The organism is Methylomonas sp., from assembly GCF_023228165.1.
GTDB lineage: Bacteria > Pseudomonadota > Gammaproteobacteria > Methylococcales > Methylomonadaceae > Methylomonas.
The window spans coordinates 1-12,133 of record NZ_JALOBS010000063.1 but is presented as its reverse complement, the minus strand read 5'-3'; the positions used below and the strand labels follow the sequence as shown (position 1 = coordinate 12,133).

Sequence of the window (12,133 nt, the reverse complement as noted above, 5' to 3'; positions counted from 1 at the left end):
GTAGACTTTTGCCAGGGCTTGCTCTCTGAACTCGTCAGAATACTGTTTCTTGGAAAGATTCATTTTTTATCTCAAATTTAAAGGGTTCTAAAAATTTGAGGCGACAACTATTTTGACGCGGGGGGGCCTTTGGCCAAAGCTTGGGCACGAAGATTGGCTTGGCATGAGTAGCCTGCCAAAGCGCCTAATGCGCATAGCACAGATTCGATATGAACACCTTTTTCGTTCTTCATGCCGTCAACTAAGCGCTGAAATATCTCTTTGCCGCCAAGCTTTGCACCCACAAGCGGATCTTCTTTGCTTTGTTCGCGTATTGCTCGAACGAGCGCCTCGGTTTTTGGATCCATCTGAGATGGCACACAATCCGGCGGTTTTGAACCCGACAACTTTTTAAACATTTTCTTAAGCATCCTGAGTTTCTCCAAATCTAAAAATAAAAGGCAAGCTGGGCGTGGCGGTGAATTCTTTGATGATTTTAGACGATAGCGTGAAAAAGCTCGATGCGGGATACCCTGTCGATTAATGATATGGCAAATAAGTAGCGTATCAATATCAATTTGACAGATCGGACAAATTCGCTTAAAAAGACATTTGATTTCGAATCGAAATTACTTGTCCTTTTCAATCGTTTGGAGATGCGAATATGAACAAAATAATCCTAATGTTAATCGCCGGGTTGCTAAGTAACATTTCGATTGCCGCCGTCGCTGCCGACGCGGCTGTGCCTTATCCGGAAGGCTATCGTAACTGGCTGCACGTTAAAAGCATGCTGATTCAACCCGGTCATGCGCTGGAAAATCCTTTTCAGGGCCTGCATCATGTATATGCCAATAAATTAGCTGAAAAAGGCTTAAAAGAGGGTAAATACGCCAATGGCTCGGTATTGGTATTCGACCTGTTGCAATACCAGGAAAAAGATAAAACCATACAGGAAGGTGAACGCAAACTGATCGGCGTCATGCGCAAAGACGACAAAAAATACGCTGCCACCGGCGGTTGGGGCTTTGAGGGTTTCGCCGGTAACAGCAAAACCGAGCGGCTGACCAACGATGGTGGAAAATCCTGCTTCGGTTGCCATGCGCCGGAACAGAAAAAAGATTACGTCTATTCAACATATCGGCAATAGTTCGGAAAGGCCGGAATAAGCCCCCCTGCGTTTGGCTATCGTGCTCCGCCGGAAGCGCTGGGCGGCTTATTCCGGTTTTTGCTTGCCGTTATTATAATCTTGGTCTGACATCTATTATTGTTTACCGAAATAGAAAAAGTGATACCCGCATTATTGAAACGCGCATACGAACAGCCAGGGCCCCGCGATAGATGTCGGATTCTTGTGTTCCGACTTTGGCTGCGTGAGGTATCCAACAGCACAGCAAAGATCGATTTATGGCTGAAGGAGCGTGCGCCTGGTACTGCTATCGGCAATCAATTTAGCCGCGACCCGGAAAATGGGATGCGTATATACGTGCACTCAACCAACTTGGTTCATGGCGCGAAAGCGAACCAACATAATCGCGCTGTCGTGTGCAAGGAATATCCGGAAAATGCATGCGGCTAATCGATGTCTGTTAGCCCACGCTGGCGGGCGGGGTTTGTACGGCACATAGCTGCCGCGGCGGTAATGGCTGCTTGATTGCAAGACTTGCTCCCTGCTTCGTCATTTGATCGACAACCATAGTTCGAATTTCGACCTTGTTAATGGCTAGGGATGTGCAATCGCGTTTTGTTGTCGTTCAATTGCTGAATCGTGCATGTGATTTGCTTGCAGGTCTTTAGAGTGTATTGATCGAAGCATTTTCGACCTGCGTTGTTGATCGTGACGATTCCAAATCAATAGACGAAATTCGCAGTTAGGTTCGGATATGTTGCTAAACACCGTTTATCCAAGGGCATCGTCGGCTTCGATGATGCGTCAAGCAATTGCACATGCAAAAGGAAAATCCCAAAGCTCTGGCCTATGTTTACCTTCAAATGGCGGGGAGAGCATTTTTAGCTAATCGCACGCGACGGAAGCTTTGTGTAAATCGTATCAGCGCAACAGAGATTTTTGGCGCACCAATACCGTCATGCAAGCGTGTCTGAAAATTACTGAGTATTTCGAATTATCGCTCTGAGTTCATTTGGTTCTAAGCCAAGGGGAAGCCTGTCATATGCAGCCACGCAATTGCCCTAACGGTGGCCGGAAAAGCGTTGCTCACCCAAACAACGCCATAACCTCAGCCGATTTAAATCGCCTTCCCGTTTTAATCTGCCGTTGAAAGTGTTTATAGGTTCTTGCTGTTTGCGCATCAACAAGGTTTTTAAGCCGAGTTTTACCGCTTCGCGTTTGATTTTGACCCCGGTTGTCGCCAATACATCAGCCATGAAGGTAACGTCGAATCTAATAGTATTTCGCATGTCGGTTTCCTGCGTGAAAAATAATACGCCAAATTCATCGGGTCATGCTCGGAGCGCTTCTTATGCCTACACGGAATTTAAGCGGTCAGGCATCCATTACCATGAGAAGAAACACATTGTCCGTCGTTGACAGCCTCGCTAAAATCGATCACGGCCAGCCGGCCACCCCAACGCACCAAAACCGAAAATCATTGTAGGTTTTGCGACAATTTGCTTTTCACGCTTCGCATTATCTTGTCGACATTGCACCAAATAATCCCGCTTAGCCGCTAAATCCGGTCTTTCCAGCAGTTGGCAAGCGTTTTGCTTTATACCCAATGACAGTGTTTTTCACGTTACGGTATTTAGGGTTTAGCCATGACACTCAGCTCACGCAGCATCATTATCGATGACACCACGCTCCGCGATGGCGAGCAATCGGCTGGGGTAGTGTTTTCTCTGGATGAAAAACTCAGTATCGCCACCCAGCTGGCCGCAATGGGTGTGCCGGAATTGGAAATCGGCATTCCAGCCATGGGTGGGCAGGAACGCGACGAAATCAAAGCCATTGCCGGGCTGAATTTACCAGGCAATTTGTTGGTGTGGTCCAGGATGCGCAAAGATGATTTAAAGCATTGCCTGGGTTTGGGGGTGGCAACGGTGGATTTGTCCATCTCCGCGTCAGATCAACATATTCAGCACAAACTTAAACAAAGCCGTTCCTGGGTTTTGGAAACCATCGATTATTGTGTTAAAGCCGCCGTCGATGCCGGGCTGAAAGTCTGTGTCGGTGCCGAGGACGCTTCCCGGGCCGATCGCGACTTTTTGGCGCAAATCGCTGAAGCGGCGCAACAGGCCGGTGCCTGTCGGATTCGTTTCGCCGATACCGTCGGCATCATGGAACCGTTCGGAGTGTATGAGGCAATACGTCAATTGCGCAGCGTCACCGAAATGGATATCGAAATGCACGCCCACGACGATTTGGGTCTGGCCACGGCCAACACGCTGGCCGCTGCAATGGCCGGTGCTACTCACGTCAATACTACGGTAAACGGCTTGGGCGAACGGGCCGGTAATGCCGCGCTGGAAGAGGTGGTTGTCGGTTTAAAGCAACTGTACGGCATTGAGTCCGGGGTGGATTTACGCAACTTTACATCGCTGTCGCACCAAGTGGCGACAGCATCCGGCGATACCATCGGCAGCCGCAAAAGTTTGATCGGCCGCGACGTATTCAGCCACGAGGCCGGCATTCATGTCGATGGTCTGTTGAAAGATCCCCACAATTACCAAGGCGTCGATCCGGCTTTGCTGGGTCGTTGCCATCAGCTGGTGCTGGGCAAGCATTCCGGTAGCCAGGGTGTGATGCATGCCTACCAGCAGCTCGGTATCGCCATCAACCGCTTGCAGGCCGGACGCTTGTTACCGATGATTCGGCAGTTTGTCAGCATCAACAAGCGCGCACCGCAAACCGCTGATTTGAACCAATTTTTACTTAGCCTATAACAGAGGTGTCCGATGAACAGTAAGCGTCAAAAACAAGCCGTCCAAACCGCTGGCAAACTGGAATCAGCACAAGTGAATGTCCCGGCATTCGAAATGCAGGATGACCGTTATCCCGGTAGTTTTTTTCGGGTTCCCGGTATTCCGGCTCCCGGCAAAACCACTTGGAGCTTGGCAAAATGATGTTTTTTTCACCGCCCCGGCCCAACGCCAAGCCGAATTTATGGCAAGACTGGCGTGAGGATGTCGCGTGTGTCTTCGCCCGCGACCCGGCCGCCCGGAATCTGCTGGAAGTATTGCTGGCTTATCCGGGCGTGCATGCGGTGATGTTGTACAGGGTCACCCATCGGCTATGGTTGTCGGAATGGAAGTTATCGGCCCGGCTGGTGGCGGCATTCGCCCGCTGGCTGACCAATGTCGACATTCATCCCGGCGCCACCATCGGTAAACGGTTTTTCATCGATCACGGCGCTTGCGTGGTGATCGGCGAAACCGCCGAGATCGGTAACGATGTCACGCTCTACCACGGTGTGACACTGGGCGGTACCACCTGGAACAAGGCCAAACGCCATCCGACCTTGGGCAATAACGTTTTGGTGGGTGCCGGCGCTAAGGTGTTGGGCGCGATCAACCTGGGCGATAACGTTCGAGTGGGCGCCAATTCGGTAGTGATTAAGGACGTGCCGGCTTGCTGCACCGTGATCGGTATTCCCGGTCGCATCATTCAACAAAAAGGCGTGAAGATTCAAAATCCGCGCGGTATCGATCTGGACCATCATCTGGTACCCGATCCGATCGGCAAAGCCATCAATTGCCTGGTGGAACGCCTGGATAAACTGGAAGCCAATCAGGAAAGGTTTGTGATGATGGAAACCGATAATTGCGACAGCTGCGAATCCGAAGGGGTCTGTCACGGTGAGGAAAAAGTGATTTTGAAACAGGCCGCGGGTGGGCAGTAATGGATTTGTTGGAATTTGAAGCCGAAGACTTGTACTTCCAGCAGGAAGACAGCGAAGAGGTGCAGGCATTGATCAAATACGCATCGGAATTGTACAGCAGCGGAGAAGCGGAATTGCCGCTGTTAAAAGCCTTTTTACGGGCGCCGGAATCCTTAAACGTGCTGGTGGCGCTGAATCGGTTTTATTACTACCAGCACCGCCTGGAGGAAGCCTTGCTGATATCCGAAAGAGCCCTGGGCTTGATCAGGTCGGGCATTGAGTTTCCGGACGATTGGCGGCAGTTGCAAAGAACGCACATTAGCGAGGCGCCCAAGGACTGGTTGACCCGCATCAGGTTATATCTGTTTACCCTAAAGTCGATCGGTTTTTTGAATATGCGCATGGAGAATCTGGAACTCAGTCGCGGCATTTTCGAGAAACTGGTGGCCTTGGACGACAAAGATCGTATCGGCGCCAAAGCGCTTTTGGAGCTGGTTTTGCAGAGACAACAGGTAGCAACGGTTGCCTGACACGGGGGAGAGCACCCAAACCAAGGGTGAGGAATTTTTTTGAGGTATTTACGATGTTCAGAAGCATAAGAAACAAATTGGATTCGACACTGCTGCCCGCGGTGCTGTTTGCGTTACTGGTGATTTATTTGTTGAGCAGTGATCCCAACATAATTGGGCCGTTTTAGAGCGGCGGATTAAAAACCGCTGCTTTGTTCTCGTCGGTGGGTCATACCCATCCTTCATTTTTATAGGTGATTATCATGATTAAACATAAATCCGATCCTTTTCTGGCCCAAGCGTCTTTAATGCTGGTGATTATGTTGGTGATGTATGCTCTGGGCGGCGATAGCGGCAACCTAGATCACCTGATAGCCGCGAGGTAGCTTTATGAGTTTTGAAGACGATATGGAAGAACTGGAATCCGCCGAGGACTTTTTGCAGTATTTCGAGCTGGAATACGATCAAACCACTGTCCACGTCAACCGTTTGCATATCTTGCAGCGCTTCCACGACTATCTGGATAAGGGGGCCGAGCAGTTACCGGAAGATGAAGACAGCAAGCGCCAAGTTTACAAAACCCTGCTGGCGCGAGCCTACCACGATTTTGTCGACTCCGATGCGCAAACTGAAAAAGTCTTTAAGGTCTTCAACATGCCGGATCCTCAAAATGTATTCGTGGCATTGACGGACATCAAAACATGAAAGAAGATCGTTTCGACGAAGGCCGTTTCGAATACGGAGAATTGGTGCGGGTGACGCGCAATGTGCGCAACGACGGCACCTATCCGGGTAAGGAAGTGGGCGACTTGCTGGTGCGCAGAGGCAGTGTCGGCAATGTTATCGAAATGGGTACTTTCCTGCAGGATCAAGTGATTTATACCGTGCATTTTTTAGAGCACGGCTGCATGTGCGGCTGCCGCCTGGAGGAATTGATTCCCGGCGACGCGCCCTGGAATCCCAGTCGCTTCGAATTTCGCGATCAGGTGGTTTGCACCATCGATCTGGGTTCACAGGGCAATATACTCGCCGAGAAAGGTTCGCAAGGCGAGGTTTTGAAAGTGTTGCGGGAAACCCTGCCATTGCAATACCACGTGCGCTTTCCCGGCAGAACCCTGCAAGTGCCCGAGAGCGTTTTGGAACCGGCGGATCCGAAAAACTTTAGAGAACCGGAGGATTAATGATGAGTCAAACTTCCGAAGCAAACATTGAGCCTTATACCTTGTTGCGGGCTTCGTTAAGCTTGTTCAAAAAAGCTCCTACCGAGTTGGAAAATCAACAGCTATCCCAAGCGCAAAGGCAGGCCAAAAACGAATACGAAATCGAAACCCGGGTGCTTAACTCCAACGAAGCGGCCAGCGTGATCGTCTCCGAGCAGGAAGTGGCCAATGCCTTTGCCGAGGTTCGCGATCGATTCGAGGACGAAGCGGCTTTCGAGGCGGCGCTGCGGGCCAACCGGTTGAACACGGCAAGCTTACAGGCGGCTCTATCCCGGCAGTGCAAGGTCAATAGCGTTTTGGAAAAAGTGGCGGCGCGGGCGCCCAAAGTCAACGAGGTGGAGGTGGGGATTTTTTACCATTCCCATCCGGACAAATTTCATATTCCCGAACAGCGCACGGCCCGGCATATTTTGATCAGCATTAATCCGGATTATCCGGAAAATACCCGCGAAAATGCTTTCCAGCGCATAGAGGAAATTGCCGAAACCTTAAAGCGCAAACCGCATAAGTTTGCCCATTTGGCTTTAAAGAATTCCGAGTGCCCCACGGCTTTGAGCGGCGGCGAACTGGGTAAGCTGGTGCAAGGCAAGTTATATCCGGAGCTGGATGAGGCGCTGTTTCAGTTGAAGGAAAACCAGATTAGTGCCATCGTGGAAACGGAAGTGGGTTTTCATTTGATCCAATGCATCAAAATTATTCGGGCTGAAACGATATCGCTCAAAAATGCGACTCCGAAAATTAAACAAATCATGCAGGAACGTTCCCGACGGAGTTGCCAGCGCAGCTGGTTGGCAAGTTTGCCGGCTGTTAAATCATAGGGACGCGGCGCGTACCCTTTTGCTACCCAATGGTGAAAACGATGGCCAAAGAATCCAAACATTGTTCCTTTTGCGGTATCGAAGCCTCGGCATCGGTACCCATGATAGCCGGTACCGAAGGCTTTATTTGCGAAGCCTGCGTAATGTTGGCCAGTCAGGTGGTATCCAGCTGGGGCAAGAAGAAAGAGCTCACCGAAATGCAGGGTGCGCTGCCTAAACCTGCCGAAATCAAAATCATGTTGGACCAATATGTGATCGGGCAGGATTTGGCCAAGGAGATCTTATCGGTCGCGGTGTACAACCATTACAAACGCCTGAAACACGAAAGCAGCAAAACCGGCGGCTTGGGCGAGGCCGACACCAATGTGGAAATCGGTAAATCCAACATTTTGCTGATAGGCCCGTCCGGTACCGGTAAAACGCTATTGGCCAGCACCCTGGCAAAAATCGTCGGGGTGCCGTTTACCGTGGCCGATGCCACCACGCTGACCCAGGCCGGTTACGTCGGTGACGATGTGGAAAACATTCTGGTGCGCTTGCTGGATGTGGCCGACGGCAACATGAGCAAAGCCGAGTGGGGTATTGTATATATCGACGAAGTGGACAAAATCGCCCGCAGCCCGGAACAGGCGTTCGGCACACGCGACGTGTCCGGCGAAGGCGTGCAGCAAGCCTTGTTACGCTTGGTGGAAGGTTCGCACGTCAAAATCACCGCCAAGGGCCGGCGTAAAGACAGCAATAGCGATACCTTGACGATGGATACCAGCAATATTTTATTCATTTCCGGCGGGGCGTTTCCCGGTTTGGAAAAACATGTGGAAAAACGCCTGCAGCCGCGCAAAACCGCCATCGGCTTTCATGCGGAAATGAACGACGACAGCCAAAAGCCTTCCCTGGAAGCTTTGCTGAATGCGACCCAACCCGACGATTTGAAACGCTTCGGGTTGATCCCGGAATTTATCGGCCGTTTCCCGGTGCTGGCGCCGCTGGAGCCATTGGACGTCGACGCCCTGATACAGGTGTTGACCGAGCCCAAAAACGCCTTGGTCAAACAATACCAAAAGTTGTTTGCCTACGACGATGTGGAGCTGGAGTTTACCCAGGAAGCCCTGGTGGAAATCGCCGAAAAAGCCATCGCCCGCGATACCGGTGCCCGAGGTCTGCGCAGCATCATGGAGCATGTGCTGCGTAAAACCATGTTCGATGTGCCGTCGCGCGGCAATGTCGAACGTTGCGTCGTTACTGCCGAGGTGATTAAGGGCGAGGCGGAGATCGAGGTGCTGGAACGCGAGCCGGTTGCCGGGCAGGATTTGCAACGCTTATCCGGCGGCGAGTGAGGCCGGGCAGCGCGCTGAACAACGTTGCTTTAACACGGGATTAACGCCTTGGCGACGGGTTGAAATAATTTGCGGAAATCGGCTTGCGGAATGATTTAATCATGTCGCCGGCCTGGCCGGTTCCAATTACAAAATCATTCAACCACAGCAAGGAAAAGTATGGCCGCAATTAATGTATTCGTGCGTCGTTATATTCGCAGTTTTGAAATGATCGGGGTGCTGATGCGTATATTTAGCTTCAGTCTGGTCAGTTGGCTGGGCCCCGAAAGTCCGTTTTTGTTTATCTGGAGCGTCAATACCGTCGATGCCATCGTGTTGTCCTGGTGCTCCATTTTGAAACAGGACCACGCGTATACCTTATTGAATGTGTTCTGGGTCATGGTGGGTATAGTCGGGGTTTTGCGAGCCGAGAATTTGATTCATTAAACCGTTGCGGTAACAAAATAGAAACCCAGATTAATCGATAGCCACTTTCAATTGGATAATTAAATGAGCACAAAAGAAACCATCCTCAAACAAATCGCCGATAACCCTATCCTGCTGTATATGAAAGGGGTGCCGACCGCGCCGGAATGCGGATTCTCGGCCAAGACCGTGGAAATCCTCAATGCCACCAAAATACCTTTTGCCTACGTCGATGTCTTGAGGGCTCCGTTTATTCGCGACCGGCTGCCGTCGGTATCGAAATGGCCGACCTTTCCGCAGCTGTTCGTCAAAGGCGAACTGGTCGGCGGCGCCGATATCGTCGAAGCGCTGTATAACGACGGTAGTTTGCTGCCGCTGTTACAGGCCTCGGTTAAGCCGGCCGAAGACACAGCGGAAAACAATGTCATCACCCATTCCGAAGTCGAAGCATTGATTTTGGGCAGCTATCCGGATGCGCAAATCGGCATCGAAGGCCAGGGCTGCGATTTGACCATACGGGTGATTAGCGAACAATTCGCGGATTTAGCCATGGTCAAACAACACCAGGGCGTCATGGCCACCTTGACGGAGCCATTGGCCAGCGGCCGCTTGCATGCAGTGACCTTAAAAACCTTTACACCCGAACAATGGCAGGCCCAACAACCTGCTCCACAAGCCGGTTTGCTGCAAATTCAACTTTGATTTTATTAATAATGGAGAAATGATCATGGCCAAAGTAGGCATATTTTTTGGAACCGATACCGGCAACTCGCGCAAAGTCGCCAAAACCATTCACAAACAACTGGGCGATGAACTGGCGGACAAACCCGTCAACATCAGCAAAGCCACTGTCGATGATTTATTGGCTTACGAGGTGCTGATTATCGGCACGCCTACCTACGGAGACGGCGAGTTACCCGGTCTGACTGCCGGCACTTCGGCCGAAAGCTGGGAAGAGTTCATGCCGCAGCTGGAAGGCGCCGACTTTTCCGGCAAAACCATTGCGCTGTACGGGATGGGCGATCAAGAAGGTTATCCGGATAATTTCGTCGATGCGCTGGGCATGCTGTACGACGCCTTTGCCGATTGCGGTGCCGGTTTCGTCGGCGCCACCTCTACCGAGGGTTACACCTACAACAGTTCCAAAGCGGCCATGGGCGACGAATTCGTTGGCCTGGTGCTGGACGACGACAACCAAAAAGAACTCAGCGAAGATCGCCTGCAGGACTGGTTAAAGCAGATCGAATCCAGCTGGGCCTAATCTACACGCCATGCACATTCTGCCTGCCGAGGCGTTGTCCGACACCGCTTATGCGACGGTGGACGTGCTGCTGCACAGCCAGACCTCGCGGGCCCGGCAGGCCAATGTGTTGGTGTTTCGTTATCAGGGCCGGCTGTATGCCTATGTGAATCACTGCATGCACATGCACCGGCCCTTGAATTGTCAGGAAGACGCGGTGTTCGACCCCGAACGGCGTTGGTTGCGCTGTTCGATGCACGGCTTTATCTTCGAACCGGACAGTGGCGTTTGCCGTAGCCCGGTTTGCGAGGGGCAAGCCCTGCGGGCCATCAAAGTCGTCGAACAAGACGGCATGATCGTCTTCAAGGAAAAACAATTACAAGTTTTGGCGGTTCACCCCGTCAAAACCGCGTCGGGGCACAAACATGATTGAAGAAACCGCCATCGTCACCCGTATTACAGACGGCGAAGTCTGGATCAAAAGCCTGCAAAGTGGGGCTTGCGGCGGCTGTGCACAACACAGCAGCTGCGGCACCGCCGCCTTGTCCAAATGGCTGCCGAAACGAGAGTTCGCGGTGGAAAGCGACCGGCCGTTAAAGGTCGGCGATCAGGTGCGGGTCGGCATAGACGATTCCCACGTCTTGCTGAGTTCCATCGTGCTGTATCTGCTGCCCATCCTGGTGATGTTGCTCGGCGTCGGTTTGGCGACTATTTTTTTACCGCCCGCATTCTGCGAAGCCTGGCTGCCGGAACTGTCCCTGAGCCTGTTACTGGCGACATTCTGGGTCATACACAAGCTGCAAAATGTGTTGTTGCTGTATTTTTGTTTCAGACCGCAGATAGTCGGCAAGCTTTGAGGCCTGTTACGCAACTAGGTTTCCTCGGCAATTTACGTCCCTTGGTTATTCGAAAAGTCCCGCCAGCGTAACTAATGGGGTCACGAACTAATAGCACGAACTAATAGGGTCAGGCCTTACAATTGACATTCATGGTTTATTACCATACTCTGCAGTGAACTCAATTCAGATGGATTTTTTTGGTGGCGAGACCTTTACGAATAGAATTTGCCGGTGCTATCTATCATGTTACTTCACGGGGTAACGCTCGGAATGATATTTATGCGGCAGATGATGATCGGCAACGGTTTTTGGCGTTGTTACAGAACACGGTAGCGCGTTATGACTGGTATTGTCATGCCTATTGCTTGATGGACAATCATTACCATTTATTAATTGAAACGAATGCGCCAACCCTTTCCAAAGGAATGAAGCGCCTGAATGGAACCTACACCCAGTATTTTAACCGCCAACATAACCGGGTAGGCCATGTGTTTCAAGGTCGATTTAAGGCCATTTTGGTCGAGAAGGATTGCTATTTGTTGGAGTTAGCCAGATATATTGTTCTAAATCCGGTTCGGGCTCAGATGGTCAGAAGTGCAAAAAACTGGCCTTGGAGTAGCTACCGAGCAACAGCAGGTTATATTGAGAAACATCCTTGTTTGACGACGGACTGGATGCTCGCCGGATTCTCCGAGAACCAACAAACAGCCCAACAACGCTACAGAGATTTTGTCGAAGCTGGAAAAAAACAGCCATCACCTTGGCTGCAATTAAAAAACCAGATTTATTTGGGAGCCGATGCCTTTATCGATGAAGTGCAGGGTAAGATTGACCCTGAACAATCGCTCAAAGATATCCCTAGGAAACAAAAACAGGCCCCTGCTAATTCATTGAGTCATTATTTCGAGCGTTATGATAGTCGCAATGAAGGTATGGCGCGGGCATATTTAAGCG

19 protein-coding genes are annotated in these 12,133 nt (G+C 51.1%); 17 read left to right on the top strand and 2 right to left on the bottom strand.

Annotation, left to right across the window (positions count from 1 at the left end; genetic code table 11):
• Positions 1–107: 107 nt before the first annotated feature.
• Positions 108–410 (bottom strand): hypothetical protein, encoded by a 303-nt coding sequence (locus M0R33_RS23835; RefSeq protein ID WP_292574457.1) that lies wholly within the window; start codon positions 408–410, stop codon positions 108–110.
• A gap of 233 nt (positions 411–643) precedes the next feature.
• On the opposite strand from M0R33_RS23835, the gene M0R33_RS23830 reads away from it, so the two are divergent.
• Positions 644–1,126 carry a cytochrome P460 family protein gene (locus M0R33_RS23830; RefSeq protein ID WP_292574456.1) on the top strand — a complete coding sequence of 161 codons (483 nt, stop codon included), beginning with the start codon at positions 644–646 and terminating at the stop codon, positions 1,124–1,126.
• A 138-nt stretch (positions 1,127–1,264) separates the two neighbouring features.
• The gene (locus M0R33_RS24510; RefSeq protein WP_366044668.1) at positions 1,265–1,555 is read left to right on the top strand and encodes a DUF488 family protein; all 291 of its coding nucleotides are present in this window, start codon (positions 1,265–1,267) and stop codon (positions 1,553–1,555) included.
• A 611-nt stretch (positions 1,556–2,166) separates the two neighbouring features.
• On the opposite strand, the gene M0R33_RS23825 is transcribed toward M0R33_RS24510, so the two are convergent.
• On the bottom strand, positions 2,167–2,394 hold the full coding sequence (locus M0R33_RS23825) for a type II toxin-antitoxin system VapB family antitoxin (RefSeq protein ID WP_292574455.1): 228 nt from the start codon (positions 2,392–2,394) through the stop codon (positions 2,167–2,169).
• A gap of 357 nt (positions 2,395–2,751) precedes the next feature.
• On the opposite strand from M0R33_RS23825, the gene nifV reads away from it, so the two are divergent.
• From nifV to M0R33_RS23750, 15 genes are all read left to right on the top strand, one after another.
• A complete protein-coding gene (gene nifV / locus M0R33_RS23820) occupies positions 2,752–3,876 on the top strand; it encodes a homocitrate synthase (RefSeq protein WP_292574454.1) in 1,125 nt (374 codons plus the stop codon).
• A gap of 12 nt (positions 3,877–3,888) precedes the next feature.
• Entirely contained in the window at positions 3,889–4,056 is a 168-nt protein-coding gene (locus M0R33_RS23815; protein WP_292574453.1) for a hypothetical protein, read from the top strand.
• The gene (gene cysE / locus M0R33_RS23810; RefSeq protein WP_292574452.1) at positions 4,053–4,832 is read left to right on the top strand and encodes a serine O-acetyltransferase; all 780 of its coding nucleotides are present in this window, start codon (positions 4,053–4,055) and stop codon (positions 4,830–4,832) included. Before M0R33_RS23815 ends, cysE begins: the two co-directional genes overlap by 4 nt.
• Positions 4,832–5,341 carry a hypothetical protein gene (locus tag M0R33_RS23805; RefSeq protein WP_292574451.1) on the top strand — a complete coding sequence of 170 codons (510 nt, stop codon included), beginning with the start codon at positions 4,832–4,834 and terminating at the stop codon, positions 5,339–5,341. Before cysE ends, M0R33_RS23805 begins: the two co-directional genes overlap by 1 nt.
• 242 nt (positions 5,342–5,583) lie before the next feature.
• Positions 5,584–5,706, top strand: a complete 123-nt coding sequence (locus tag M0R33_RS23800) for a hypothetical protein (protein ID WP_292574450.1) — start codon at positions 5,584–5,586, stop codon at positions 5,704–5,706.
• A 4-nt stretch (positions 5,707–5,710) separates the two neighbouring features.
• Positions 5,711–6,025: a nitrogenase-stabilizing/protective protein NifW gene (locus M0R33_RS23795; RefSeq protein WP_292574449.1), complete on the top strand. Its 315-nt coding sequence runs from the start codon at positions 5,711–5,713 to the stop codon at positions 6,023–6,025.
• A complete protein-coding gene (locus M0R33_RS23790; protein WP_292574448.1) occupies positions 6,022–6,501 on the top strand; it encodes a nitrogen fixation protein NifZ in 480 nt (159 codons plus the stop codon). Before M0R33_RS23795 ends, M0R33_RS23790 begins: the two co-directional genes overlap by 4 nt.
• A 2-nt stretch (positions 6,502–6,503) precedes the next feature.
• Positions 6,504–7,358 carry a nitrogen fixation protein NifM gene (gene nifM / locus M0R33_RS23785; RefSeq protein WP_366044662.1) on the top strand — a complete coding sequence of 285 codons (855 nt, stop codon included), beginning with the start codon at positions 6,504–6,506 and terminating at the stop codon, positions 7,356–7,358.
• A 41-nt stretch (positions 7,359–7,399) separates the two neighbouring features.
• The gene (clpX, locus tag M0R33_RS23780) at positions 7,400–8,695 is read left to right on the top strand and encodes an ATP-dependent Clp protease ATP-binding subunit ClpX (RefSeq protein WP_292574446.1); all 1,296 of its coding nucleotides are present in this window, start codon (positions 7,400–7,402) and stop codon (positions 8,693–8,695) included.
• A 159-nt stretch (positions 8,696–8,854) separates the two neighbouring features.
• Positions 8,855–9,121, top strand: coding sequence for a hypothetical protein (locus M0R33_RS23775; protein WP_292574445.1), 267 nt, complete (start codon positions 8,855–8,857; stop codon positions 9,119–9,121).
• A gap of 63 nt (positions 9,122–9,184) precedes the next feature.
• Complete coding sequence (gene grxD / locus M0R33_RS23770; protein ID WP_292574444.1) at positions 9,185–9,802, top strand: Grx4 family monothiol glutaredoxin; 618 nt, start codon at positions 9,185–9,187, stop codon at positions 9,800–9,802.
• Positions 9,803–9,827: 25 nt separating this feature from the next.
• On the top strand, positions 9,828–10,361 hold the full coding sequence (locus M0R33_RS23765) for a flavodoxin (protein ID WP_292574443.1): 534 nt from the start codon (positions 9,828–9,830) through the stop codon (positions 10,359–10,361).
• 10 nt (positions 10,362–10,371) lie between these two features.
• A complete protein-coding gene (locus tag M0R33_RS23760) occupies positions 10,372–10,773 on the top strand; it encodes a Rieske 2Fe-2S domain-containing protein (RefSeq protein ID WP_292574442.1) in 402 nt (133 codons plus the stop codon).
• Positions 10,766–11,197 carry a SoxR reducing system RseC family protein gene (locus M0R33_RS23755; protein WP_292574441.1) on the top strand — a complete coding sequence of 144 codons (432 nt, stop codon included), beginning with the start codon at positions 10,766–10,768 and terminating at the stop codon, positions 11,195–11,197. Before M0R33_RS23760 ends, M0R33_RS23755 begins: the two co-directional genes overlap by 8 nt.
• Positions 11,198–11,379: 182 nt before the next feature.
• Positions 11,380–12,133: transposase (locus M0R33_RS23750; RefSeq protein ID WP_292574440.1), on the top strand; the 754-nt coding region annotated here is incomplete at its 3' end.

Bases quoted from the DNA above. Each gene is read 5' to 3' on its own strand.
- nifM (WP_366044662.1), top strand. From the start codon at position 6,504: ATGAGTCAAACTTCCGAAGCAAACATTGAGCCTTATACCTTGTTGCGG.
- M0R33_RS23775 (WP_292574445.1), top strand. From the start codon at position 8,855: ATGGCCGCAATTAATGTATTCGTGCGTCGTTATATTCGCAGTTTTGAA.
- M0R33_RS23795 (WP_292574449.1), top strand. From the start codon at position 5,711: ATGAGTTTTGAAGACGATATGGAAGAACTGGAATCCGCCGAGGACTTT.
- M0R33_RS23835 (WP_292574457.1), bottom strand. From the start codon at position 410: ATGCTTAAGAAAATGTTTAAAAAGTTGTCGGGTTCAAAACCGCCGGAT.
- M0R33_RS23790 (WP_292574448.1), top strand. From the start codon at position 6,022: ATGAAAGAAGATCGTTTCGACGAAGGCCGTTTCGAATACGGAGAATTG.
- M0R33_RS23765 (WP_292574443.1), top strand. From the start codon at position 9,828: ATGGCCAAAGTAGGCATATTTTTTGGAACCGATACCGGCAACTCGCGC.
- M0R33_RS23805 (WP_292574451.1), top strand. From the start codon at position 4,832: ATGGATTTGTTGGAATTTGAAGCCGAAGACTTGTACTTCCAGCAGGAA.
- M0R33_RS23800 (WP_292574450.1), top strand. From the start codon at position 5,584: ATGATTAAACATAAATCCGATCCTTTTCTGGCCCAAGCGTCTTTAATG.
- grxD (WP_292574444.1), top strand. From the start codon at position 9,185: ATGAGCACAAAAGAAACCATCCTCAAACAAATCGCCGATAACCCTATC.
- clpX (WP_292574446.1), top strand. From the start codon at position 7,400: ATGGCCAAAGAATCCAAACATTGTTCCTTTTGCGGTATCGAAGCCTCG.
- M0R33_RS23830 (WP_292574456.1), top strand. From the start codon at position 644: ATGAACAAAATAATCCTAATGTTAATCGCCGGGTTGCTAAGTAACATT.
- nifV (WP_292574454.1), top strand. From the start codon at position 2,752: ATGACACTCAGCTCACGCAGCATCATTATCGATGACACCACGCTCCGC.
- cysE (WP_292574452.1), top strand. From the start codon at position 4,053: ATGATGTTTTTTTCACCGCCCCGGCCCAACGCCAAGCCGAATTTATGG.
- M0R33_RS23760 (WP_292574442.1), top strand. From the start codon at position 10,372: ATGCACATTCTGCCTGCCGAGGCGTTGTCCGACACCGCTTATGCGACG.
- M0R33_RS23815 (WP_292574453.1), top strand. From the start codon at position 3,889: ATGAACAGTAAGCGTCAAAAACAAGCCGTCCAAACCGCTGGCAAACTG.
- M0R33_RS23825 (WP_292574455.1), bottom strand. From the start codon at position 2,394: ATGCGAAATACTATTAGATTCGACGTTACCTTCATGGCTGATGTATTG.
- M0R33_RS23755 (WP_292574441.1), top strand. From the start codon at position 10,766: ATGATTGAAGAAACCGCCATCGTCACCCGTATTACAGACGGCGAAGTC.